Genomic DNA, 24,167 nt, shown 5'->3' with positions numbered 1-24,167 from the left:
GAGCGTCAGCGCCGGACATCGCAGGCGGACATCGGTGACGCACCCCAGCGCCGGACGTCGCAGGCGGACGCCGGTGACGAGCCTCAACGGCGGGCGGCCTCGACCAGGGCCTCGATGAGCCGGTTGTCCCCGGCGCGCGCGGGGTTCCACTGCACGCCGACACCGAACCGGTGCCCCTGCAGCTCGACGCCCTCGACGATCTGGTCGTCGGCCCAGGCCACGGCGAGCAGCCCGGTGCCCAGCCGCTTGACGGCCTGGTGATGGGGCGCGGTCACCTCGGCCGTGTCGCCCACCGCCTTGCCGAGTTTGCTGGAGACGCTGATCTGGATGAGATGCGCCTGGGAGGCGGCGTGGCGGTCGTGGTCGACCACCTCGGGGAGCCAGGGGATCAGGGTCCCGCCCTGGGCGACGTTCAGGACGTGCATGCCCCGCCCCGAGGCGAGCAGCGGCAGGTCGGCCTTGACGGCGGCGCGGGCCAGCGCCAGCTCGAAGCGGTCGCGGTGCGGCTGGGGGTCCCTGACGCGCTCCTCGCGGGCGGCCCCGTACAGGGAAGGGTCGAGCTCGCCCCCTCCGGCGAGGATCACGCCGGACAGGCCGTGGACGTAGTCGTCGATCCCGCCGAGGTTGAGCGGGGGCAGCAGCACCGGGGCGCCGCCCGCCTTCTCGACGGCCCGCGCGTAGGAGGGCGGGGACAGGACGGCCTCCCTGACCCAGTCGCCCCAGCGGGCGGCCTCAAGGTAGGCGGTGATACCGATCAAGGGTCGGGGCATGCGTTCTCCAGGGGGCGTGCGCGAGGTGGCGCCACCTGTTTCGGACAGCACCGATCCCATCTGCAACAGCTCCTCTATCATGACGCACTCCATTTCGGTCATGTCACACATCTGAGGTATCAGTGTCGTCTCGTCGGAAGCCCTCACCCCTCATCCCCGGAGGGGTTCGCACCGTCCATGACCTGGAACTCCGGCGTTACCAAAAACCTTACGAGCAGTAAACCTTTGATTCAAAGAGAACGTGATTCTTATTCGCCTATCCGTTCCTCCACCGATTAATTGGTCACACAAAATAACTTTCCAATTACGGATAGTTAGATTTCCCACTATATTGCTGAGAAACGGTTGTGACGTCTACATGGTGATGGAAGACTCAAATTCGAGTGACCAGGTGAGCCGGGGCTCCCGATCGCTCGTCACCCGGAGCCGTCAGGGAGGTGGATCTGCGTGATCGGACTTTGAGCCGGTCAATTAGGGTGGGTTCGTTAAATGTCTTTGAATCCGCGTCTCGTCAAGGAAAGTTTCGCCGTCGTCGAACCCGCCGCGGACAAGGCCGCGGCATACTTCTACGGGCGCCTGTTCGCCGAGAGCCCGCACCTGCGGGCGATGTTCCCCCCGGCGATGGACGTCCAGCGCGACCGTCTTTTCAGCGCGCTGACCAGGATCGTCTGGAGCCTGGACAGTCCGGGCAGCCTGGCGTCGTTCCTCGGCCAGCTCGGCCGCGACCACCGCAAGTACGGGGTGCTCGCCGAGCACTACACCGCGGTCGGCAACGCGCTCCTCGCCACGATCAGGCGCTTCGCCGCCGAGATCTGGGACACCGAGATAGAGGCGGCATGGGTGGCCGCGTACACCGCCGCCGCCAATCTCATGATCGAATCAGCCGAGTCGGACGCGGGGGTCTCGCCCGCCTGGTGGCTGGCCGAGGTGACGGACCACGAGCTCCGCACGCCGGACATCGCGGTGATCACCCTGCGGCTCGACCAGGACCTGCCCTACACGCCCGGCCAGTACGTCAACGTGCAGACCGCACGCTGGCCGCGCGTCTGGCGCACGTTCTCCATCGCGAACGCGCCCCGGGACGACAACACCGTCCGCCTGCACGTCCGCGCGATCACCGGCGGCTGGGTCTCCACCACGCTGGTCCAGCACACCCGGATCGGCGACACCCTGATGCTGGGCCCTCCGATCGGCACCATGGTCCCCTCCGACTCGGGGCGCGACATCCTGTGCGTGGCGGGCGGAACCGGCCTGGCCCCGATCAAGGCCATCCTGGAGCACGTGATCGGCTCCGGGCGCCGCCCCAACATCCACCTGCTCCACGGAGCCCGCACCGCGGCCGAGCTCTACGACCTGACCGACCTGGTACGGATGGAGTCGGCCTTCCCGCGGCTGCGGGTGCTGCCCGTGGTCTCCGACGAACCGGGGTACGACGGCATGCGCGGCAAGGTGCCCGAGGTGATGGAGCGGTTCCACTCGTGGGCCGAGCACGAGGCCTACGTCTGCGGCCCGATCGCCATGGTCAACGAGACGGTCCGCAGGCTCCAGCGGGGCGGAATGCCCCCGGCTCACATCCACCGGGACATCGTTCAGGGCGAGCCCTGAACGACAATCGGGACTAACACCCCGAACTGATCACGCAAATTTCATAGACCACGGCAGGACGCGGCGTGACATGGCAGCATGAGGCCCAATCCGAAAGGAGATGGTCATGCACGACGGCCCCCCTCCCAGCCCGTGCCCCCCTCTCGACCGCCACCCGCACGGACCCGTCCGCCACCATCGTCATCCGTCCGGCCCCCCGGCCGGAGCCGTCCAACCGCACGAACCCGTCCCCGGTCCCCTCCACCGGCGGCGGCTCCCCAGAGGCCAGGGCGACGTCCGTCCCCGGCCCCCGGCCGGTCCCGGCATCCGCCGTCCAGACCCCCTGGCCGTGCCCGCCTCGCACGACACGGTGCTCTAGCCGATGGCCAGACCCGTCACCCTCGTGACCTTCATGCTTCCCGCCACGCTGCGGCACTGGGCGGGCGAGACCACCGAGATCCGCGTCTTCGCCATCGCCGACCACGACGACGGCCATCCCACGCTGGGCTCCGCCCTCGACATGCTCCGCCGCACGCACCCGTCCCTGGAGCAGCGGCTCCGCGACGACTACGGGTGCATCCGCCGCCACATCAGCATGTTCGTCTGCGGCGAGAACGCCCGGCATCTCGGCGGCCTCGACTGCGCGCTGCCCCCGGGCGCCGAGATCTTCGTCCTGCCCGCCCTCTCACGCCGCCAGGAGACCACGAGCTGACCGCCCACGCCGGGCGGCGGACGCGTGGAAACGGGCCGAGAAACGGCAGACAGAGAAACGGCGGGCGGAAAACCCTCCGGCCCGCACGTCCGGCGGACGGTTCTAGGGGGCGACCCTGCCGGCGGCCACGAAGGCCGCGTGCGTGAGGGGCATCAGCTCCGCCCAGGCCGCCTCCATCTTCTCCGCCACCATCTCGATCTCGCGCTGCGGGAACGAGGGCACCTTGGCCTGCTCGTTCTTGGTGCGCAGGGAGAGGAAGTGCATGAGCGAGCGCGCGTTGCAGGTGGCGTACATCGACGAGAAGAGACCGACGGGCAGCACCGCCCTGGCCACCTCCCTGGCGATCCCGGCCTCCAGCATCTCCTGGTAGGCGGCGTAGGAATGCCGGTACGACGACTCCATCGCCTCAGTGACGATCTTGTGCTGCTCGGCGCTGCCCTCGGCGAAGACGTACTTGCCCGGACGACCTTCCTGGACCAGCCTCCGCTCCGGGCCCGGAACGTAAAAATTAGGTTGAAGCTCCCGGTAACGCCCACTTTCCTCGTTATACGAGTTGTGAACGACGATGCCATCGGCCACGAAGTTGTGCCATGGGCCAGGCATGGAGATGTCATAAGTCTCCTCCTCGCCGTCCGAAACGATCGACGAGACCTTCTCGTCCCGAATACCGAGTCTGGAGGGCCTCCGTTTCACCTCCCATGCCTCCACACCTGACTTCTTCTCGTGACAGGGGAGACAGATCGGAGCGAGGTTGTCCTTGTCCAGAGCCAGTTTGAGTTCGCGACTCACCGGCACGACATGATCGACTTCGAGATCCCCGAAGTCGAAGAGGGCTTGACAGACATGGCATACATCGACGGCGGCGACAACCTCCTGCTTCATCCGGGTCGTCCAAAACTGGATGCCCTCGCGCAGACGTCTTGGGATACCGGTGTATTCTCCCACCGGCACAGTCGCTTGGGCAGAGATGAGATCCCCAGGTCTCAAGTCCTTGGCTTTGACCCACGCCCCACGCGACAGGATGGCGTGGTCAGGCGAGCAGCGCAGTGTCTTGCCGTAGCTTGTCGTGATCTTAAGAATGGGCTTGACACCACTCTTGAAGACATCGACCATCCGGGTCCACTCGATGAGCCCGGTGTCGAGATTGAGCGTGCGGGTGCTCAGGTTCTGGCATGACGGGAGCCTGCGAAGTCGTCCTACGGAGTCACGCACACCCTCGTGCCAGTCCGCATAGATATCTTTGATCTTCTTGGTCTTGCCGTTCTTCAGCGTTCCCACCGGAATTTGCGCGTCCCCCGGCAGGCACCATCCGACCCTGTGGCGGTGGAATTCACGGAAGACGAAGATCGGCGCGGACACGAGGAAGGTCATCGAGTTGTGCTCGAAGGGGCTGCCGTGCCGGTCGCGCATCAGGAAGTTGAGCAGCCCCCTGGAGCGCTCGGGGTCCTTGCCGACCTCCTCCAGGGACTGCTCCCCGGCGGTCGACACCCGCGCCGCCCAGAGCACGTCCGTGTCGGAGGCACTGTGCTTGACCAACTCCACGGTCACGTCGTCGAGAAAACGCGCCTCTGCCCCATCGCCCGTCAACTGGCTCCCCTTCGTCGCATCAACAGTCGCCACATCGTATTCCAGGTGCCCGGCCGTTCCGGGGCCGGGCACCTGTCACAGGCGGTAGATCCGGCGGGCGTTGCCGGAGCCGATCATCTGGGCCACCCGGGCGGCGTCGGCGGTGCTCCACTCGCCGTCGGCCAGCCGGGCGGCGAGCGCCCCGGCCAGGCCGCGCCGGTAGTGCAGGGCGCCGAGGTGGCAGGTCTCGGCCACGCCGTGGCCGCCGGAACCGAACAGCTGCTTGTGGAACGGCACGAGCTCCAGCAGTTCCGCCATGACCGCGGCCGAGCCCGTGGCGCTGCGGGTCAGGGCCGCCCCCACGTCGACGTAGACGTGCGGGAGGGCGCTCGCCAGGCCGGCCGCCTGGCGGTGGAACGGGTGGCAGTGCAGCAGGACGACGGGGACGCCCACCGGCTGCACGGCCACGATGAAACCGGCCACCGGCGCCGGGCCCGCGCCGTGCGGACCGGAGGCGGCCCCCCAGCCGGAACCGACGTGGACTCCGGAGGAACCGGAACCCCCTGAACCACCGCCGCCGTACGCGCCGCGCCCGGAGTGGGCGCCGGGGCGCGGACCGCCGGCGTAGCGGGCGAGGCCGGTGTGGAACTGCAGCGGCCTCCCGTACTCCCTGGCCACGTCGACGGCCGTCCAGAGCAGGTGGCGCAGCAGCACCTGGTCAGTGAGCCTCTTCTCCGGGCAGGCCAGCCTCCGGGTGGCCGCCGCGATCACCGCTCCCCTGCTCGGCCTGGCCGGATCGAGGTGGTGGCCGGACCTGTGGGCCGTGACCGACTTCAGCGCGACGGCGCGGACGGCCCGCTCGGCGAGGTTCTGGGCGAGCGCGGAGATGTAGGAGACCCCCGAGACGGCGGTCCCGGCGACCTCCTCCTCGGCCCGCTCGATGTGGACGACCCGCGCGGTGTCCGCGCCGCCCGCGTGGCCCATCTCGGCCGGCGGCAGCACCTCGGCCCCGCCGAAGCCGGCGCCGAAGCCGAAGCCGAAGCCGGCGCCGAGGCCGAGGCCGACGTCGCGGCGGTCCGGACGATCCGGACGATCCGGCCGGTCCGGCCGGTCCGGGCCGCCGGGGCCTTCGGGCCCTCGGGAACCTCCGAGGGCGCCGAGGTTCCCGGCGCCTCCGCGACCACCCGGGCCACCCGACCCCCCGAAGCCGCCCGAGCCGCCCTGCCCCTCAGAACCGTCGGGGTCGTCGGAACCGTCGAAGAGGAAGGTGGCGATCCCCGCGGCGCCCAGCAGCCGCCGGTTCACCTCGGCCGCGCCGAGTTCCATCCTGCGGGCCAGGTAGACGGCGGGCGGCACGTGCGGGGCGAGGCCCAGGACGGGTGCGCACCAGCGGCGGACCGCCGCGCCCGCGGGGGTGTCGAAGTGGGTGGTGCCCGGCGGCGCCGGGATTCCCGAGTCGGTGAGCAGCGTCTCGAACCGGGCCCGGGTCAGGTCGTCGCGGCGCACGCCCTGGCAGTTGTGGTCGACCAGCGGCGCCAGCAGCGCCTCCCGTACGGCGTCGGGAAGCTCGACGGGCAGCACGACGTCCGACCTCATGCCCGCTCCTCCCCCGCCGTGGGCGTACCGGACGGGCCTGGCCCGGTACGCCCACGGTCTTCACGACGGGGAGAACTTTAGGGTCACCCGGCGTGACCGCCGGGTGCGAACCACGGGTTCTTTACCGGGTCTGGCGGCAGAGCCGGAGAACGTTCGCGATGATCTTCGTTCCCGCGCCTCCCCCGGCGGTGAGGATTGACTCGGGATGGAACTGCACCGCGAAGCGGCGCCGCTCCACGTCCTCGATCGCCATCACCGCGCCGTCCGGGGTGAGCGCGGTGGCGGTGAACCCGGCGACGCCCTGCTGTTTGGCGTGGACCGAGTGGTAGCGCGCGGCGGTGAACTCCTCGGGGAGCCCGTCGAGCAGGGCGCTGGCGCCCAGCCGCCGTACCTGGCCGCGCTTGCCGTGCTCGGGGTAGGACAGCAGTTCGAGCGTGCCGCCCGCCTGCTCCACCATGCCCTGCAGGCCGAGGCAGACACCGAACACCGGCAGGTCGCGCTCGTAGAGGGCGCCGACCAGGGCGGGCAGGCCGAAGTCGGACGGCCAGCCGGGGCCGGGCGACAATACCACCAGGGAGGGCGCGATCTCGTCGATCATCGTGACGGGGAAGCCGTGCCTGAGCGTGACGACCTCGGCGCCCTGCTGGCGGAAGTAGTCGGCGAGGGTGTTGACGAAGGAGTCCTCGTGGTCGACGAGCAGCACCTTCATGCCGCTTCCCGGCAGCTCCGCGGCCACCTCCACCTCGGCCTGCGCCTGCGGGGCCGCGCCAACCGCCGCCAGGGCGCCCAGCAGGGCGCTGGCCTTGAGCTCGGTCTCCCGCTCCTCGGCCTCGGGGTCGGAGTCGAACAGCAGCGTGGCCCCGGCCCTGACGGTGGCGACCCCGCCGCGGATCTGCGCGGTGCGCAGGGTCAGGCCGGTGTTCATCGAGCCGTCGAAGCCGATGTAGCCGACCGCCCCGCCGTACCAGCGCCTCGTGGTCTCCTCGTGGTCCTCGATGAACTGCATCGCCCAGGTCTTGGGGGCGCCGGTGACGGTGACGGCCCACATGTGGGTGAGGAACGCGTCGAGGGCGTCGAACTCCGGACGCAGCCGGCCCTCGATGTGGTCGACGGTGTGGATGAGACGGGAGTACATCTCGATCTGGCGCCGGCCGATCACCTGGACCGTCCCCGGCACGCAGATGCGGGACTTGTCGTTGCGGTCCACGTCGGTGCACATGGTCAGCTCCGACTCCTCCTTGACGCTGGACAGGAGGGTCCGGATCGCGTCGGCGTCCTCGATGGGGTTGCCGCCGCGGGCGATGGTGCCGGAGATGGGGCAGGTCTCGACGCGGTCGCCGCTGACCCGGACGTACATCTCCGGGGAGGCGCCGACGAGGTGCTCGCCCTCGCCGAGGTTGAACAGGAACTCGTACGGCGCCGGGTTGACCTTGCGCAGCCCCCGGTAGAAGGCGGCCGGGTCGGTGCAGGACGCGTGGAAGACCTGGCCGGGGACGACCTCGAACAGGTCGCCGCGGACGAACTTCTCCTTGGCCGCGGCCACCACCTTGGCGTAGGAGCCCCTCTCGGGGTCGGCCGGGAGCTCGGACGGCGGCGGGGTCAGCGGCACGACCTCCCCCTCGCGGGCGAGCCCGTGGGTGGAGACGCCGTCCACGGTGAACTCGTAGCGGAACTCCTTGCTCGTCTCCCTCTTGCGGTCGATCACCATCACCCGGTCGGGCAGGTGCAGCACGAGGTCGCGCTGGTCGGTGGCCCGCGTCAGGACCTGCCTGATCGGCTCGAACTGGAAGGCCAGGTCGTAGCCGAAGGAGCCGTACAGGCCCAGGTGCTCGTTCTCACCCTTGAACGCGGCGATGACCTCGCGGATCGCGGTGAAGACCGTGGGACGGCGGCTGCGCATCTCCTCGGGGAGGATGTCCTCCGACTCGGCCACGTGGACCTCGACGTGGTCGGCCGTCGGCTCCTCGACAGGCTTGCCCGCCGCCAGCAGGCAGGACACGATGGCCGGCAGGACCACCCTGCCCCGGGCGTTCAGCGCGCGAGCGGAGATCCTGCGTCCCCTGGCCACGATCTCCAGGCAGGGGTCGACGTAGGCGAGGTGCCATCGGCTGTAGCGGCCGGGATACTCCATCCCGGAGGAGAGCACTCCGCCACGGCGCTCGCCGAGCGTCGTGACGACGTCCTCAAGCACCGTCTCGGGCACGTCGGACGCGGTGACCTCGACCCCTATGCCGCCTGCGGTGGTATATCGGCTCGTCTCCACTGCGGTATCGCCCCTCTTGTCTTCCCGATGCCCTGAGGGAGCGGACACAGAAAAGGCCGCCTCCCTGGGCGGCCGTCTGTCTGCTCGCGAATGCGAAACCTGCGCCGCCTAGAAGCGGCGCCACCACTGAAGGGAAATCGGGTGTCGCATGTGGCCAGAGTACCGGCGGCGACCGCGATCATGCAACGCGACACGGGGGCGGGTCCGCTCCGGTCCGAAAACAGGGGAAATCCCCACGAGACACGCGCGGCGCGCGATCCGGCCGACGAAGGAAGTAAACGGGAGCAAAGGATGGCGAGCCTCACAGCCTCGGGCTCTGGCCATCGCAGGTCATGTTCTGTTACCAGTGGGTAATCACGGGGCGGCACGAGGAGGGCACATGGGGACGATCACCTGGCCGCGGACGGCCGTCCAACGGATCACGGTCGAGCGCGACCTGCCCGTACCGATGCCCGACGGGGTCACCCTGCTGGCCGACCGCTACGCGCCGGTCGGCGCCGTGCGCCCGCCCACGATCCTGATCCGCTCCCCGTACGGAAGGCGCGGCATGTTCGGGCGGACCTTCGGGCGCGGGTTCGCGAAGCAGGGGTTCCAGGTCGTGATGCAGAGCTGCCGGGGCGGTTTCGGCTCGGGCGGCCTGCTCGACCCGCTCGGCGACGAGCACGACGACGGGCTGGCCACGCTGGCCTGGCTGCGCGGCCAGGACTGGTACGGCGGGAGCCTGGCCATGCACGGCCCCTCCTACCTGGGATACACGCAGTGGGCGATCGCCCCGTTCGCCGGACCCGACCTCAAGGCCATGTCCACCTCGGTGACCGCCTCCCAGTTCCGCGACGCCGCCTACGTGGGCGGGGCGTTCGCGCTGGAGTCGTCGTTGATGTGGACCACGCTGACCGCCTCCATGGACCGGCCGTTCGGCGGGGCGGGCGCGCTGCTCGTCCCGCGCAGAACGCGTCGCGCGGCCCTGTCGGGGCGCCCGCTCGGGGAGCTGGACGTGCTGTCGGCGGGCAGGGGCATGCCGTTCTTCCAGGACCTGCTGAACCATCACGCCGAGCCCGCCGCCTACTGGGGCAGGCGCGACTTCTCCGCCTCCGTGGGCGAGGTGGAGGCCGCGGTCACCATGGTCGGCGGCTGGTACGACGTCTTCCTGCCCTGGCAGGTCAAGGACTACACGGCGATGCGGGCCGCGGGGCGGCGCCCGTACCTGACGATCGGCCCCTGGTACCACGCGGACGTGAGGCACGGCCGGGTGGCCAACGCCGAGGCGATCGCCTGGTTCCGCGCGCACCTGCTCGGCGACCCGTCGGGGCTGCGCGAGCAGCCGGTCAGGCTGTACGTGACGGGCGCGGGCGAGTGGCGCGACTACCCCGACTGGCCGGTGCCCGGCATGCGGGAGCAGCGCTGGCACCTGCACCCCGGCCTCGCCCTGTCCCCCGACGCCCCCGACGGCCCGCACGACGCCGAGCCCGGCCGCTTCCGCTACGACCCCGCGCACCCGACGCCCGCGCTGGGCGGCCCGGTCCTGCTGGGCAACTCCGAACCGCGCGACAACCGCAGGCTGGAGGCCCGGCGCGACGTGCTCGTCCACACCGGTCCCGAGCTGCGGCGAGACACCGAGATGATCGGCCCGGTCTTCGCCGACCTGTACGTACGCTCCTCGGGCACCGGGCACGCCGACGTGGTGGTCCGGGTCTGCGACGTGCACCCGGACGGCGCCTCCTACAACGTGTGCGAGGGCGTGCGCCGCCTGGTGCCCGGTGATCCGCCCGCCGGGGACGACGGGATCCGCCGGGTCCGGGTGGACCTGTGGCCGATCGGCCACCGGTTCCGGCGCGGCCACCGGATCCGCGTCCACGTCGCCGGAGGCGCGTATCCCCGGATCGCCCGCAACCTCGGCACCGGAGAGCCCCTGGGCACGGGCAGCGCGATGGTCGCGACCGACCACGAGATCTTCCACGACCCGTCCCACCCGTCCGCGATCGTGCTGCCCCTCGTTCCCTCCTGACCCTCCCGGCCCTCTGAGTCCCGCCTTCGCATGCCCTCGTACGGTCCCGTTTCGTCGCCGCGGCGGCCCGCCATTCGCTCCCACGCGTCCCCGTGCGGCACCCGATTCGGTGCCGGCCGTGGTCACCGGTGCGCCGGGGCTAGGGTCGGAGGGTGCGTGCGGCCAGATTGATGTCGTTGGTCCTGCTGCTCCAGGCCCGGGGCGGGATGACCGCGGTGGAGCTCTCCCGGGAGCTGGAGGTCTCCGAGCGGACCGTCCACCGTGACGTGCTCGCCCTGTCGGAGGCCGGCGTGCCGGTGTACGCCGACCGCGGGCGGGGCGGCGGCTACCGCCTGCTGGACGGATACCGCACCCGCCTCACCGGACTCGACCGCGCCGAGGCGGAGGCGCTGTTCCTGTCGGGCGTGCCGGAGGCGCTGCGGGAGATGGGACTGAGCGAGGTGGCGGCCACGGCGCGGCTGAAGGCCTCGGCCGCGCTCTCCCCCGGACTCCGCGACGCCCCCGCGACCGCGGCTCAGCGCTTCCACCTGGACGCCCCCGGCTGGTTCGCGAGCGAGCGGCCTCCACCGGCGTCGCTGGCCCCCCTGGCCAGGGCGGTGTGGGGTGACCACCCGGTCACCGCCCTGTACCGGCGCGCCTCACGCACCCGGCCGGGCGAACAGGCCGATCAGTCCGGTCGGCCCGGTCAGCCCGGCCGGTCCGGGGAAACCGGGCGGACCGCGGCTGAGCGGACAGAGCACGACGGGCATATCGGGCACGGCGAACAGGCCGGCAGGGCCGGGCAAGCCGTGGCCGCCCGGCGCCTGGAGCCGTACGGGCTCGTGCTGAAGGCGGGGGTCTGGTACCTGGCGACCCGGTTCGCCATCTACCGGGTCGACCGCTTCGAGGAGGTCGAGATCCACTCCGGCCTGCGCTTCGAGCGGGATGGAACCTTCGACCTGGCCGCGTTCTGGAGCGAGCGGGCGGCGCAGTTCGCCGGTTCCCTGCTCACCGGGCACGTCACCGTACGGCTCAGTCCCGCCGGCCGCCGCGCGCTCCCCGCCGTCGCCGACCCGGCGGCCCTCGACGCGGCCCTGGCCTCCGCCGGTGAGCCCGACGGGCAGGGGTGGATCACGTTCCGCCTGCCCGTCGAGTCGCCGGAGGTCGCCTACAGCCAGATCCTCCGCTTCGGCCCGGAGGCCGAGGTCGTCGCCCCGCCCGTCCTCCGTGCCCGTCTCGCCGAAGCCGCCACCCGCCTGCGCGCCCTGTACGCCTCCCCCCGCCCCTCCGGCGACACCGCCGACACCGCCGACACCGCCGACACCGCCGACACCGCCGACACCGCCGACACCGGCCTATCGGACCGCTGACCCCTCACCGCGGTCCCGGTCTGCGATCCCACCCGACGGTCCCGGCGACGGTCAGCGGTAGCCGGTGGCGTCGGCGGGTTTCCCCTTGCTCTCGACCTCCTCGATGTAGCGCCAGGCGTCGGGCCTGCTGCCGTCGACGTCGGTGAAGCCGTACACCTGGGCGAGCTGCCCGCTGGACACCGACTGCCCCGACCAGCGCATCCGGTCCTCGTCGGCGGCGAGGGCGACCACCGCGCGGCCGGTGTAGGCGGGTGTCTCGGAGATCACGAAATGTGGCTGCTTGGCGGTGGCGTCCCGCCAGTTCTCCTCGGTGACGCCGAAGATCTCCAGCATGCTCTCCGACCTGAGCCAGCCCGGGGTGAGCGAGATCGCGGCGCAGCCGTGCGGGCGCAGCTCGTGGGCCTGGGTGAACGCCAGGCGGTTCACCGAGATCTTGGCCAGGTCGTAGAAGGCCGAGAGCCGGTAGTTGGCGGTGTTGTACTCCAGGGTGCCGTCGGTCACCTCGATCACCATGCCCCCGGGGTTCTCGATCAGCAGGGGCAGCGCGTGGTGGCTGGTGATGAGATGGGTGTCCACCGCCAGCCGGAGAATGCGCAGGCCGTCGTCAAGGGAGTGCTTCCAGACGGGGACGTGCCACTCGGTGAGCGGGTCGGCGCCCCAGACGTCGTTGACGAGGATATCGAGCCTGCCCCGCTCGTTCCGGATCCGCTCCACCAGGGCGCGGACCTGCTCCGGCTCCAGATGGTCCACCTGGACCGCGATGCCCTGTCCGCCGGCGCGGGTCACGAGTTCGGCCGTCTCCTCGATGGTCTCCGGCCGGCCCATCTCCGAACGCCGCTCCCGTGTGCTCCTCCCGGTGCAGTACACCGTGGCGCCGGCCGCGCCCAGCTCCACCGCGATCCCCCGCCCGGTCCCCCTCGTCGCCCCCGCCACCAGGGCGACCTTTCCTTCCAGCGTTCTTGTCATGGAACCAGCGTGACGCGAAAACAGGACATCTACTGTCATGTTTTCGCCGCGCTCGCCGATGAACGCGACGGCCGGGGCGAAAGGACGGCCGGAGGAACCGCGCCCTGGGCGGACGCGTTCGCCTCAGAGGGGGGCCGGTCAGCGACACGACACAGGTCCGGGACGACCGCTGGATCCTTTGCGCCTAATCATTGGGTTGTTATGGTTTTTGTGGGAGAAGTCAGGACGACAAGTCAACCGGGGGGTTGTATGAGCGAGTCGCCGACGCTGCCGCTGCACATGCGGCGGGAGGGGTTCGACCCGGCTCCGGAGCTGGAGGCGCTGCGGGACGGGGAGGGAGTCAGGCTCATCAGGACACCCCCCGGTGTCGACGCCTGGCTGGTGACCCGCCACGAGGACGTGCGCGCGGTGCTGAGCGACGCGGAGCGGTTCAGCAACGCCCAGACGGCCACGTTCCGGTTGCCCGGCGACCAGAGCAGCAAGGAGGAGCTCGCCGCGCTTCGCGCGGGCAACCTGCTCGCCTTCGATCCTCCCGAGCACACCCGGCTGCGCCGGATACTGACCCCGGAGTTCACGCTCCGCCGGATGCGCCGGCTGGAGCCGCGGATCACGCGCATCGTCGAAGACCACCTGGACGCGATGGAGAGCGCGGGCTCCCCCGCCGACCTGGTGTCGTCGTTCGCGCTGCCGATCCCCTCCCTCGTCATCTGCGAGCTGCTGGGCGTGCCGTACACCGACCGGGAGGACTTCCAGCGCAGGACCGGCCGGCTGCTCGACATGTCGGCGCACGTCGAGGAGCGCAGGGCGGCGCAGGCGGAATCGCGCGCCTACATGGCCGAGCTGGTCGCCCGCGCCCAGGCCGAGCCGGGAGAGGATCTGCTCGGCATGCTGGTGCGCGAGCACGACGACCTGACGGCGGACGAGCTCACCGGCATCGGTGGCCTGCTGCTGGTGGCCGGTCACGAGACCACCGCCAACATGCTCGGGCTGGGCACACTGGCCCTGCTGCGCCAGCCCGACCAGCTGGAGCTGCTCAGGAAGGAGCCCGATCGCATCGACGCCGCGGTGGAGGAGCTGCTGCGCTGGCTCAGCATCGTCCACTCCAGCACCTTCAGGACGACCACCACGGAGGTCGAGATCGCCGGCCGTAAGATCGGGCCCGGCCAGCTGGTGATGTGCGCGCTGCTCGCCGCCAACCGCGACCCCGCGTTCCTGTCCGACCCGGAGGTGCTGGACATCGCCCGGGGGGCGCCCGGCCACGTGGCCTTCGGTCACGGCGTGCACCACTGCCTGGGGGCGCCGCTGGCGCGGATGGAGATGCACATCGCCTTCCCCGCGCTGCTCGCGCGCTTCCCCGAGCTTCACGCGGTCGAACCCGACGCGCACTTCCGCTCCTTCAGTTTCGTGTACGGCCTGTCGTCCCTGAAGGTCGCCTGGTGACCACCGCCGGACGGCCGTGAGCGACGCGGCGGGCCGTGCCGTTTCTCGCTGACACGTACGACCGGCGCCCGCGTCTGCCCGCCACACCTCCCTGTGATAAGCAGTTCATTACTGGAAGAAGCGAGGAGAACATGGCGGACAACACCGAGTTCGAGCTTCGCGGGATCAACCACCTCGCGCTGGTGTGCTCGGACATGAAGCAGACGGTCGACTTCTACTCCGGCGTTCTGGGCATGCCCCTGATCAAGACGATCGAGCTGCCGATGGGCTGGGGGCAGCACTTCTTCTTCGACTGCGGCGGCGGCAACGCGCTGGCGTTCTTCTGGTTCCCCGACGCACCGGAGGGCGTGCCCGGCGTCTCGGCCCCGAAGAACCTGCCCGACCGGGGCGAGCTGCTCTCGGCGGTCGGCTCGATGAACCACATCGCCCTCGACGTCGCCCCGGACCGGATCGAGGAGTACCGCGACAAGCTCATCGCCAAGGGCGTGGACGTCGGGGTGATCCTCAACCACGACGACAGCGAGTTCGGCATAGCGCCCGCCATGGGAGAGGGCGTGTTCGTCCGGTCGATCTACTTCAAGGACCCCGACGGCATCCTGGTGGAGTTCGCCGCCTGGACCAGGAACCTCGGCCTGCCGGAGGACGTACGGCACGAACCGAGAACCGCCGCCGACAGGACCGTGTGAGCCCGCGCGCGACACCTCGTGAGACGGCACACCGGCGGGCCGGGCACCGGCGGCGGCAGCGCATGACGCGGCGCACCGGCGGCACCTCGTGAGACGGCCCACCGGCAGGGGCGACGACACCTCGTACGACGGCACCGGCGGTCGAGCCCCACGGGGCGGCAGCACCGCGTGACGACGGGCCGGCCCACCTTGTCCAGCGCGCCTTTACGAGATGCACTCGATCGTGTCAAGGAAGCCGCGCCGGGGATTCGGTGACCGGCGGGAACCCGTCGGCGAAGTGAACCCGCCCCGGAGGCGCGGTAGCCGTGACCTGGCCTTCGGCCTGGCCGAAGGAGTGAGACCGCCGTTCGTCGCGCCACCGGTGCCGCTCGGCGCTCGGTGACCTGAATGAAACGGCCGTGTAATTACGCTGCCGGTCAGCCGAAGGGGACGATCCTGCCCGGACGTCCCCTCTCCAGCTAGAGGAGACCGTGTTGACCACTCCAAACGGGGACCGGAGCGACCGCAGCCCATGGAACTGGCTGCTTATCGTGCCGATCATCCTACCTTTGCTCCCGTTTCTCTACAATTCCACTGAACCCCGGCTTTTCGGTTTCCCGCTGTTCTACTGGCTCCAGCTCGCCTTCATCGCGGTCGGTGTCACGTTCACCTCGATCGTCTACCAGATGACGAAGCGGCGGCGGTGATCCGATGGAAGCTCACCTGACAGAGATCATCGTCTTCTCCGTGCTGTTCTTGCTGGTCAGCGGCATGGGGTTCGTGGCCGCGCGCTGGCGCCGCCCGGAGAACCTGGCCAGCCTCGACGAGTGGGGGCTCGGCGGCCGCAACTTCGGCCCGTGGGTCACCTGGTTCCTGGTCGGCGGCGACCTCTACACCGCCTACACCTTCGTGGCCGTACCCGCCCTGCTCTGGGGCGCGGGCGCGATGGGCTTCTTCGCGGTGCCGTACACGATCGTGGTCTATCCGATCGTGTTCCTGGTGCTGCTCCGCCTCTGGTCGGTCTCGCACATACACGGCTTCGTGACCCCGGCCGACTTCGTCCGGGCCAGGTTCGGCTCCCCCACGCTGGCGCTGCTGATCGCGATCACCGGCATCGTCGCGACGATGCCCTACATCGCGCTCCAGCTCGTCGGCATCGAGGCCGTGCTGAAGTCGATGGGGGTGACCGGCCACCTGCCGATCATCATCGCGTTCGCGATCCTGGCCGCGTACACCTACCAGTCGGGCCTGCGCGCCCCGGCGCTGATCGCGTTCGTCAAGGACACGCTGATCTACATCGTGATCCTGGTGGCGATCTTCGCGATCCCCGCCCAGATCGAGGGCGGCTGGTCGGGCATCTTCGACGCCGCCCAGGCCAAGTTCGACGCCAGTGCCGCGCCTGGTGACGGCATCCTGCTCAACGCGAACAACCAGTTGCAGTACGTCACGCTGGCCCTGGGCTCGGCGCTCGCGCTGTTCCTCTACCCGCACAGCATCACCGGCGTGCTCGCCTCCAGGAACCGCGACGTGATCAAGCGGAACATGTCGGCGCTCCCCGCCTACAGCCTGCTGCTCGGCCTGATCGCGCTGCTGGGCTTCATGGCCATCGCGGCCGGGATCACGCCCATCGGCACCGACAGAAACACGATCGTGCCGCAGCTGTTCGACAAGATGTTCCCCGACTGGTTCACCGGCGTCGCCTACGCCGCGATCGGCATCGGCGCGCTGGTCCCGGCCGCGATCATGTCGATCGCCGCGGCGAACCTGTTCACCCGCAACATCTACAAGGAGTACCTGAAGCCGGACGCGAGCGACGCCGACGAGGCCCGGGTCTCCAAGATCACCTCGCTGCTCGTCAAGGTCGGCGCGGTGCTGTGCATCCTGTTCCTGGACACCGGCTTCTCCATCGACCTGCAGCTCATCGGCGGCGTCATCATCCTGCAGACACTCCCGTCGGTGGCGCTCGGCCTCTACACCCGCTGGTTCCACCCGGGCGGCCTGATCGCCGGATGGATCGCCGGCATGGGGACCGGGATGCTCCTGCTCTACAACATCGGCAACCCCGCCACCGGCAAGCTGCACTTCGCCGGATCCGCGTTCCCGCTGGAGAAGCTGGGCCTGGACACCAAGATGACGATCTACCCGGGCATCATCGCGCTCGCGGTCAACCTCGCCGTCGCCGCGCTCGGCACAGTGATCGCGCGTTCCGCCAAGATGACCGAGGGCGGAGACTCCACCAAGCCCGACCACTACTTCGCCGACGAGGGCGACCCCAGGATCAAGGACCTGGACCTCACCACCCACTGACACCCGCACGCCGAACACGGGGGGAGGGCCCGGCCGGGCCCTCCCCCCGCGCCGCGTCAGCCGCCGGCCGGGGCGCGCAGCTGAGCGATCAGCGCCTCCCCGTCCCGGACGAGCACGTCGCGCGCCTTGGTGTCGGGCACCCAGAGCTTGAGGCGGGCGAGTGTCACGAAGACCTCCAGCGAGGCGATCGCGACCTTCGTCCTTCCCGCCTCCGCGTGCTTCCTGGCCTGGTCGAGCTGGACACCGAGCAGGACGCCCCGCACCGAGCCCTCCGCCTTGAAGCGGTCCAGGAGCTTGCGCACGTCGGCGAAGGAGGTCGTGACCTCGAACGCGACGGTCTGCTTCGTCACGTGGCCCGCCTTGTCCTTCGCGGTGACGGTCAGCGTGTGCGCGCCGAGCGCCAGCGTGGACAGGGCGAGCGGCTTGCCGGAGACCACCTGCAGGTCACCGATGGCCGCCGTCACGCTCGCCACCCCCGACGTCGCGTCGGACGCCGAGAAGACGGGCGTGATGGACGCGGAGTCACCGTACTTGCCGGGCTCCACCCCGCTCACGGACAGGACCGGGGCGGTCTTGTCGATCTTCGCCGTGACGGTGCCGACCTGCGAGACGTTGCCCGCGTTGTCGGTCGCCCGGTAGCGCACGGTGGCCGTCCCGTCGGCGGTCAGGGTGACCGGGTTGTTGGCGTTCAGCCACGTCGTGCCGTCGAGCGAGTACTGGCGGCTCGACACCGTGCCGTTGTCGGTCGCGGTGACCGTCAGCGTGACGTTGCCGGTGTACCAGCCGTTCTCCCCGCCCGGCTCGGCCGGGGCGAGCGTGGCCGACACGGTCGGAGGCGTCTCGTCGGAGACCCCGTCGCCCTGGAAGGTGAACCCGTCGACCTCCACGCCGCCGGTCGAGGTGACGTAGAGCTTCCCGCTGCCCGTCGGGGCACCGGTGAGCGAGGTGTCCACGCTCTGCCAGCCCGACCCTGCGGGCACGGTGACGGTGGCGAACGGCTCCGCCGTCTCCGAGCCCCATCGCAGGGACAGCGTTCCCGCACCGGAGGCGCGGGTCTTCACGCCGGTGACACCGGCGAAGTTCACCGGGTCGTACGCGATCCAGTCCCCGGCGTCGAAGGACGTGATCTTCGCCAGGCCGGACGCGGTCGCGTCCTCCACCTTGGTGACGCCGCTACCGGCGTCCGAGTGCTCGGCCTGCAGCTGCTTGGGGTTGAGGATGAGCGTGGCGTCGCCGAGCGCCCCGGGGATGTTACCGGCGCCGTTGTCCCGGTAGCTCACGACGACGACGCCGAAGATGTTCTCGGTCTCGCCGTGCTCGGGGGCGTCGGCCGGTGTCGGCCACGCGCCGGAGCATCCCGAACCGAGGGTCTCGGGGTGCGCGTGCGCGTCGTGGCCGAGGCCGAAGGTCCACTGCACCCGGCTGCACACCGGATTGTCGCCGTCCTCCTTGTCGGAGACCTTGATCTGGAACGGCACCGCGTCGCCCCAGTTGAAGAAGGAGCCGTTGCCCGGCGTCTGGATGGTCACCTCGGGCGCGGTGTTGCCCACGGTGATCTCGGTCGAGGTGAGCCCGAACTTGCCCTGCACGTCGGTCACGCGGAGCCTGGCGGCGTACTGGCCGAGCGCCGGGTAGGTGTGCGAGGCCGTCACGCCGGTGGCGTCGAAGGTGCCGTTGCCGTCGAAGTCCCACTCGTAGCTCAGCGCGCCCGGCTCGGCGTCGGTGGACGTCTCCGCGCTGAACGCGACGGTCAGCGGCGCGGCGCTGCTCGATACCGGCTTGGCGACGATCTTCGCCTGCGGCGTCTTGTTCCCCTCGGCGTAGTCGATGCGGTACAGGCCCGCGTCGGGGTTCGCGCGGAAGAAGCCGTCGCCGTAGTCGAGCACGTACAGCGACCCGTCGGGACCGAACTCGATGTCCATCGGGCTGTCGGTGATCGGCATCACCGCCGTGGTCAGCGCGTCGTTGGGCAGGAAGTGTTCGAGCTTGGTCACCGGCCCGTCCGACCCCGTCACGGTGAACGCCGCGAGGTAGTCCTGGGAGAACTCGCCGTAGAAGAACTTCTTGTCCCAGTACGCCGGGAACTTCGTCGTCGACGGGTTCGCCGCGTCGTAGTTGTAGACGGGACCGCCCATCGGCCCCTGGCCGCCCGCCGGCTCGAAGTCGGTGAGCCCGGCCCACTCCGCGGGCTGGTGGGTGTTGTTGTCACCGTAGTAGAGGTCCGCGGGGGTCGCGGCCGGCAGCTTGTCCACGCCGGTGTTCCAGCGGGAGGTGTTCGTCGGCCCTCCCGCGCAGTCGAACCACGCGCGCGGCGTCGAGGTCGCGAAGTTCCAGTCGTTGTAGTTGAAGTTGTTGCCGGTGCAGTAGGGCCAGCCGCTGTTCATCGGCTTGTCGATGGGGGTGACGTTCCACTCGACGTAGCCCAGGGGCCCGCGGGCGGGGTCTGCCGCCCCGGCGTCGGGGCCGTAGTCGCCCCAGGAGACCGTGCCGGTCACGTCGTCGACGTCGATCCTGAAGGCGTTCCGCACGCCCGTCACGAAGATCTCAGGACGCGTCTTGGCCGTTCCCGGCGGGAAGAGGTTGCCGGCCGGGACGGTGTAGGAACCGTCCTCCTTCACCGTGATCCGCAGGATCTTGCCGCGCAGGTCGTTGCTGTTGCCCGCGCCGCGCCGCGCGTCGAGCCCGGGGTTCATCCCGGGGGCGTCGTTGTTGGGCGCCATGCCGTTGGCCCCGGGCGTGCCCGCGGGGGTGTTGTCACCGGTGACGAGGTAGAGGTTGCCCGCGGCGTCCCAGTCCACGTCGCCCGCGACGTGGCAGCACTGCCCGCGCTGCGCCTCGACCTTGATGATGACCTGCTCGGTGGAGAGGTCCAGCGCGTCACCGGTCCACTTGAACCGCGACAGCTGGTTGTAGCCCTTCCACTGGTTCCAGTACGACTCGTCCGCGCCCGCGGGCAGCGAGTTGGGCGCCGATCCGGTGGGGGTCGTCTCCGGGTACGGCGCCGTCATCGTCTTCGGCGCGTAGTAGACGTAGACCCACTTGTTCTCGGCGAACTTCGGGTCGATCGAGATCGTCTGGAGACCGTCCTCGGAGTTCGCGTAGACGGGGATCGTGTTGATGACCTTGGTTACACCGGTGGCGCCGTCGGTCAGGCGGATGTCACCGTTGCGGGCGGTGTGCAGGACCCTCTTGTCGGGCAGGACCGCCAGGTCGATCGGCTCGCCGACGTTCTTGGTCAGTGTGATCTTCTCGTAGTTCGACCAGTCCGTGGGTGCGTCCAGGACGCCGGTATGGACTTGTGCGGGTGCGGCGCCGGGCACCGCCAGGGGGAACAGCAGGGCGGCCAGTGCGCCGCCGAGCATGGCGCGGGTACGCTTCAACTTCCTGAGCCTCTTCTTCAGGGGGGTGTCAGGACAGGGCGGGCCGCCACGCGTGCCGCGGCAACGGCTTCGATCACGTGGCGGTCCGCCAAACCCGCGGATTCTTCTCCGGGGTCCTTGTTCGAGGTGCTCTTCAGCGTGTGCTCGCGGTCGTTTACCGGGCTCTCAGCGGCGGCGACGCAGGGCGGCCAGGTTCTTGTAACTGAGGTCGGCGTACTGGAGCGAGCGACCCGGCTCCGCGGCCCCTCCGGGCGCGTTGTCCTGCTCGTACATGGGGTTGTGGCGCCTCTCGATGTCCAGCTTGGAGAAGAAGGCGCTGTAGTCGATGTCACCGGTGCCGAACGGCACCATGTCGTAGCCGTTGCCGGTGGCCGTGTTGGCCTTTCCGTCCTTGGCGTGGAACAGCGGGAACCGCTTCTCGTTCTGCCGCACGAGCTTCAGAGGGTCGAAGATGTCGGTCTGGGTGGAGCCGTTGGGCGAGACGTACGAGCGGTGCTTGTACTGCGCCACGTGCGCCCAGAAGATGTCCATCTCGAGATAGACGTGCCTGCGGCTGGTGATCCGCAGGAAGTACTCCAGCTTCCGGATGCCGGACGAGCGGGTGGGACGGCCGAGCTCGTCGAGCGGGCCCTCGTCGAGGAGGAAGCCGTACGCCGCGTCGTGGTTGTGCGTGTACAGCTTGAGACCGGCGGCCGAGGCGATCGAGCCGAGACCGTTCCACTTCTGGGCGGCGAGGTCCCAGTCCGCCTTGTAGGCGCTGTTGGTCGGGTCGCCACCGGTGCCCACGTGCTCCATGCCGAGGATGTTGGCGATCTCCAGGGTCCGCTTGAAGCGGTCGAGGTCGGCCTCGGTGAGCGGCCACGAGCCGGGGATGAAGCCGTGGTTGCCCTGGGCCTTGAGCCCGTTGTCGTCGAGCCACCCGCGCAGCAGCCGGGCACCCTCGACGGTCTCCAGGTCGGCCCCGCCCTCGGCGTTCGCGTGCTGGCGGTAGCCGGCGAACTCCACCTGCTTGTAGCCGATCCGCGACAGCTCCTCCAACACGCGCCGGAAGCCGGCCGGCAGGTTCGTCGCCGGGTCGCGGGAGATGACGTCACGGACGGTGTAGAGGATGATGCCCCGCTTCGCCTCCGGCACCAGGGGGTCCCGGTGGCCGTGGCCCCGGCCGCGCTCCTGCTCGTCTCCGGGAGACGCGTACGCGGCCGACGCGAGCGGGCCCACCGCCGACACGGCGGCCACCGCGGTGACTCCCGTCGTGGCCGCGAGGAACTGGCGGCGGTTCAGCCCGAGCCTGCGGCGCAGCGCGCCCGCGACCTCGTCGATCTCTTCTTCGTGTGCACTCATGCTTTCCTACCTCCGTGTGGGTGGATGGAGCCCTGTGATCCCCGACGCCTCGGTCGAGTGACCGCCGACTCCCTTCCGCCGCAGGCCCGGCGGCCCGTCCGGCGGGTCATCTCTCCGAGGAGATCCGCCCGCGAACGCCGCCGACCGACTCACTTCGCCCTCTTGATGTTGTGCAGAGAACTTGGCGTGGAAGTTACGCGCCTTCTGCTCTTTTTGGAAGAACTTTTGTCATGATCACTTGAACTTTCTACGATCGACGACCAAAGCCACCCCGGCGCACGGCCTCGCTCAGCGGGCCCCGGCGCACCCTCGAATGAGGGATCTTGCCTGGTCAACCGGGGTGGCCACCCCCCGGGGCACCGCAATAGACTTGGTTTGTAACGATATGGGCAGATACCGCCACCGGACGGCCCGTTCCGGGGCCCGCACCCGGCCGGACCTGCGGGCTCGCCGATCAACGCGCGAGCCGTCTCGCCACGAACCGTCACGGAGCCTATCCGGCGGGTACTTTGGTTGAGAAACCTGGAACTTTCGCTCATAATCGGCAGAAGATCGAGTGAACACGAGGCACCGAGCAGCTCGCCGACCGGCGAGGCCGGAACCGGCCGGGCACCGGACCTCCAACCGAGGACCGGGCCTCCACCAGGTGTGCTTCCCTACTCGGCACGGCGCTTGTAGCGTCTTGACATCCTTCCCGCCCGGAGGCGGGGGTCTCCACGTCCAGTCCACGTCCAAGGAGAACCGATGATCCCGGCGAGGAACGCGGGGAACGAGAAGGGAAACGCCGGATGCGCGCGACCGGACTCGGAGCCATCTCGCTGGCGATCGCGCTGACCGCCTGCGCCCCGGCTCCCGGCGCCGCCCCGCCGGCCTCCCCCTCGCGGACGAGCCCCGTGCCCGCGTCTTCCGAACGGCCGCGTCTTCCTACGGCATCGGAACCGCCCGGCTCGGCCTCCGCCATCCAGGTGATCGCGGACGACCTGGTGGCCGCCGCCGGATCCCCCGGGGCCGTCGTGCACGTCCGTGACGACGGAAGGGTCCAGGAGGCCGCCTCCGGATTCGCCGACCCGGCGACGCGCACCCCGATGCGGGTCGACCACCGCTTCCGGATCGCGAGCATCACCAAGACGTTCACCGCGGCGATCACCCTCCAGCTGGTACGCGAGCGGCGGCTGGCCCTCCGCGACACGCTCGGCAAGCTGCTTCCCGGCGTCCTTCCCGGTGCCGACCGGGTGACCGTGGAACAACTGCTCACCCACACCAGCGGGATACCGGACTATCTCACCGACTCCCGCTTCATGGACGCCATCGTCGACGGCGGCATGCACACGCGCGACTGGCCACCGAGAGAACTGCTCGGCTACGGCGGCAGCCCCGGCAGGAGTGGGGTGAACCGCTACTCCAACGGCAACTTCATCCTTCTCGGGCTCATCATCGAGAAGGTCACCGGCCGGAGTTACGCCGAGGCGCTCCGCGAGCGCGTCACCGAGCCCCTGAACCTGCGCGACACCGAACTACCACGGGACCTGCGGCCACCCGGGCTCGCCGCGGGCAGGCAGGGCGACGGTCCCGGGGCCACGGTCGTGAACTCCTCGATCTTCTGGTCCGCGGGCGGGCTGGTGTCGACCGCGGGAGACGTGGGTGCCTTCTACGAGGCACTGTTCGGTGAGAGGCGGGCCGTGTCCGGCGGATCGGCACCGAGGCGGCTGCCCGAGGGGGCCGCGCTGAAGCGCGCGGACGGCCTGGGCGTCTTCGCCGACAGGCTGCCGTGCGGAACCCGGGTATGGAACCACTCCGGGATGATCTACGGATACTCGGGAATCGCCATGAGCAGCGAGGACGGCCGACGCCAGGTGGTGGTGCAGCTCAACTCCCCGGCGGCCGGGCAGGCGATCGCGGCGGCGGGAAGGCTCATGTGCCGGTGAGGCCGATGTACCGGTGAGGTCAATGTGCCAGTGAGCCGCCCGGCGGCTGAACGAAACCCTTCGCGGGAACCTCTCGGCACAAATCCGAGCCCCTTTAAGTGGAGCCCCGAGACGCTTCACCGGACCCCCGAGGCCCTTTAGCCGAAGCCCGAGGCCCTTCGCCGCGAATCCGGAGCCCCGGAACGCAAAAAAAGGGCCCCCACCAGTGGTGGGGGCCCTTCAAAAGATTGTCCGGCGGTGACCTACTCTCCCACACCGTCCCCGGTGCAGTACCATCGGCGCTGAAGAGCTTAACTTC

The 24,167-nt window shown here is 69.9% G+C and carries 16 protein-coding genes and 1 rRNA gene; 9 read left to right on the top strand and 8 right to left on the bottom strand.

Annotated elements, in window-relative coordinates; all coding sequences use genetic code 11:
- Window positions 1-83: 83 nt before the first annotated feature.
- On the bottom strand, window positions 84-770 hold the full coding sequence (locus ACSDR0_RS25745) for a gamma-glutamyl-gamma-aminobutyrate hydrolase family protein (RefSeq protein ID WP_435291449.1): 687 nt from the start codon (window positions 768-770) through the stop codon (window positions 84-86).
- A gap of 489 nt (window positions 771-1,259) precedes the next feature.
- Here ACSDR0_RS25745 and ACSDR0_RS25740 point away from each other — a divergent pair, with 489 nt between their 5' ends.
- Together ACSDR0_RS25740 and ACSDR0_RS25735 are read left to right on the top strand one after the other, a co-directional pair.
- Window positions 1,260-2,375, top strand: a complete 1,116-nt coding sequence (locus tag ACSDR0_RS25740) for a globin domain-containing protein (RefSeq protein WP_435291448.1) — start codon at window positions 1,260-1,262, stop codon at window positions 2,373-2,375.
- A gap of 361 nt (window positions 2,376-2,736) precedes the next feature.
- Window positions 2,737-3,066, top strand: coding sequence for a hypothetical protein (locus tag ACSDR0_RS25735; RefSeq protein ID WP_350977370.1), 330 nt, complete (start codon window positions 2,737-2,739; stop codon window positions 3,064-3,066).
- A gap of 102 nt (window positions 3,067-3,168) precedes the next feature.
- Here ACSDR0_RS25735 and thyX read toward each other — a convergent pair whose 3' ends face one another.
- From thyX to ACSDR0_RS25720, 3 genes are all read right to left on the bottom strand, one after another.
- Window positions 3,169-4,686 (bottom strand): FAD-dependent thymidylate synthase, encoded by a 1,518-nt coding sequence (thyX, locus tag ACSDR0_RS25730; protein ID WP_435291447.1) that lies wholly within the window; start codon window positions 4,684-4,686, stop codon window positions 3,169-3,171.
- 42 nt (window positions 4,687-4,728) lie between these two features.
- Window positions 4,729-6,228 carry an amidohydrolase gene (locus ACSDR0_RS25725; RefSeq protein WP_435291446.1) on the bottom strand — a complete coding sequence of 500 codons (1,500 nt, stop codon included), beginning with the start codon at window positions 6,226-6,228 and terminating at the stop codon, window positions 4,729-4,731.
- A 121-nt stretch (window positions 6,229-6,349) separates the two neighbouring features.
- Window positions 6,350-8,491 carry an anthranilate synthase component I gene (locus tag ACSDR0_RS25720; RefSeq protein ID WP_435291445.1) on the bottom strand — a complete coding sequence of 714 codons (2,142 nt, stop codon included), beginning with the start codon at window positions 8,489-8,491 and terminating at the stop codon, window positions 6,350-6,352.
- Window positions 8,492-8,870: 379 nt separating this feature from the next.
- On the opposite strand from ACSDR0_RS25720, the gene ACSDR0_RS25715 reads away from it, so the two are divergent.
- Together ACSDR0_RS25715 and ACSDR0_RS25710 are read left to right on the top strand one after the other, a co-directional pair.
- Window positions 8,871-10,496, top strand: a complete 1,626-nt coding sequence (locus ACSDR0_RS25715; RefSeq protein ID WP_435291444.1) for a CocE/NonD family hydrolase — start codon at window positions 8,871-8,873, stop codon at window positions 10,494-10,496.
- 152 nt (window positions 10,497-10,648) lie between these two features.
- Window positions 10,649-11,845: a helix-turn-helix transcriptional regulator gene (locus tag ACSDR0_RS25710; RefSeq protein ID WP_435291443.1), complete on the top strand. Its 1,197-nt coding sequence runs from the start codon at window positions 10,649-10,651 to the stop codon at window positions 11,843-11,845.
- Between the two features lie 51 nt (window positions 11,846-11,896).
- On the opposite strand, the gene ACSDR0_RS25705 is transcribed toward ACSDR0_RS25710, so the two are convergent.
- Window positions 11,897-12,811 carry an SDR family oxidoreductase gene (locus ACSDR0_RS25705; RefSeq protein ID WP_435291442.1) on the bottom strand — a complete coding sequence of 305 codons (915 nt, stop codon included), beginning with the start codon at window positions 12,809-12,811 and terminating at the stop codon, window positions 11,897-11,899.
- Between the two features lie 249 nt (window positions 12,812-13,060).
- Here ACSDR0_RS25705 and ACSDR0_RS25700 point away from each other — a divergent pair, with 249 nt between their 5' ends.
- From ACSDR0_RS25700 to mctP, 4 genes are all read left to right on the top strand, one after another.
- Window positions 13,061-14,251: a cytochrome P450 gene (locus ACSDR0_RS25700; protein ID WP_435291441.1), complete on the top strand. Its 1,191-nt coding sequence runs from the start codon at window positions 13,061-13,063 to the stop codon at window positions 14,249-14,251.
- A gap of 131 nt (window positions 14,252-14,382) precedes the next feature.
- Window positions 14,383-14,937, top strand: a complete 555-nt coding sequence (locus ACSDR0_RS25695; RefSeq protein ID WP_435291440.1) for a VOC family protein — start codon at window positions 14,383-14,385, stop codon at window positions 14,935-14,937.
- Window positions 14,938-15,410: 473 nt separating this feature from the next.
- A complete protein-coding gene (locus ACSDR0_RS25690) occupies window positions 15,411-15,623 on the top strand; it encodes a DUF3311 domain-containing protein (RefSeq protein WP_435291439.1) in 213 nt (70 codons plus the stop codon).
- 4 nt (window positions 15,624-15,627) lie between these two features.
- The gene (gene mctP, locus ACSDR0_RS25685; protein WP_435291438.1) at window positions 15,628-17,223 is read left to right on the top strand and encodes a monocarboxylate uptake permease MctP; all 1,596 of its coding nucleotides are present in this window, start codon (window positions 15,628-15,630) and stop codon (window positions 17,221-17,223) included.
- Between the two features lie 56 nt (window positions 17,224-17,279).
- On the opposite strand, the gene ACSDR0_RS25680 is transcribed toward mctP, so the two are convergent.
- A complete protein-coding gene (locus ACSDR0_RS25680) occupies window positions 17,280-20,603 on the bottom strand; it encodes a PQQ-dependent sugar dehydrogenase (protein WP_435291437.1) in 3,324 nt (1,107 codons plus the stop codon).
- Window positions 20,604-20,768: 165 nt separating this feature from the next.
- On the bottom strand, window positions 20,769-21,944 hold the full coding sequence (locus tag ACSDR0_RS25675; protein WP_435291436.1) for a sugar phosphate isomerase/epimerase family protein: 1,176 nt from the start codon (window positions 21,942-21,944) through the stop codon (window positions 20,769-20,771).
- A 788-nt stretch (window positions 21,945-22,732) separates the two neighbouring features.
- Here ACSDR0_RS25675 and ACSDR0_RS25670 point away from each other — a divergent pair.
- Window positions 22,733-23,869: a serine hydrolase domain-containing protein gene (locus ACSDR0_RS25670; RefSeq protein ID WP_435291435.1), complete on the top strand. Its 1,137-nt coding sequence runs from the start codon at window positions 22,733-22,735 to the stop codon at window positions 23,867-23,869.
- A 229-nt stretch (window positions 23,870-24,098) separates the two neighbouring features.
- Here ACSDR0_RS25670 and rrf read toward each other — a convergent pair.
- A 5S ribosomal RNA gene (rrf, locus tag ACSDR0_RS25665) occupies window positions 24,099-24,167 on the bottom strand; the annotation flags it as partial.

The organism is Streptosporangium sp. G11 (genome assembly GCF_051192615.1).
Lineage (GTDB): Bacteria > Actinomycetota > Actinomycetes > Streptosporangiales > Streptosporangiaceae > Streptosporangium.
Note: the sequence above shows the minus strand (reverse complement) of the source record. Positions and strands in the feature narration are given on the sequence as shown.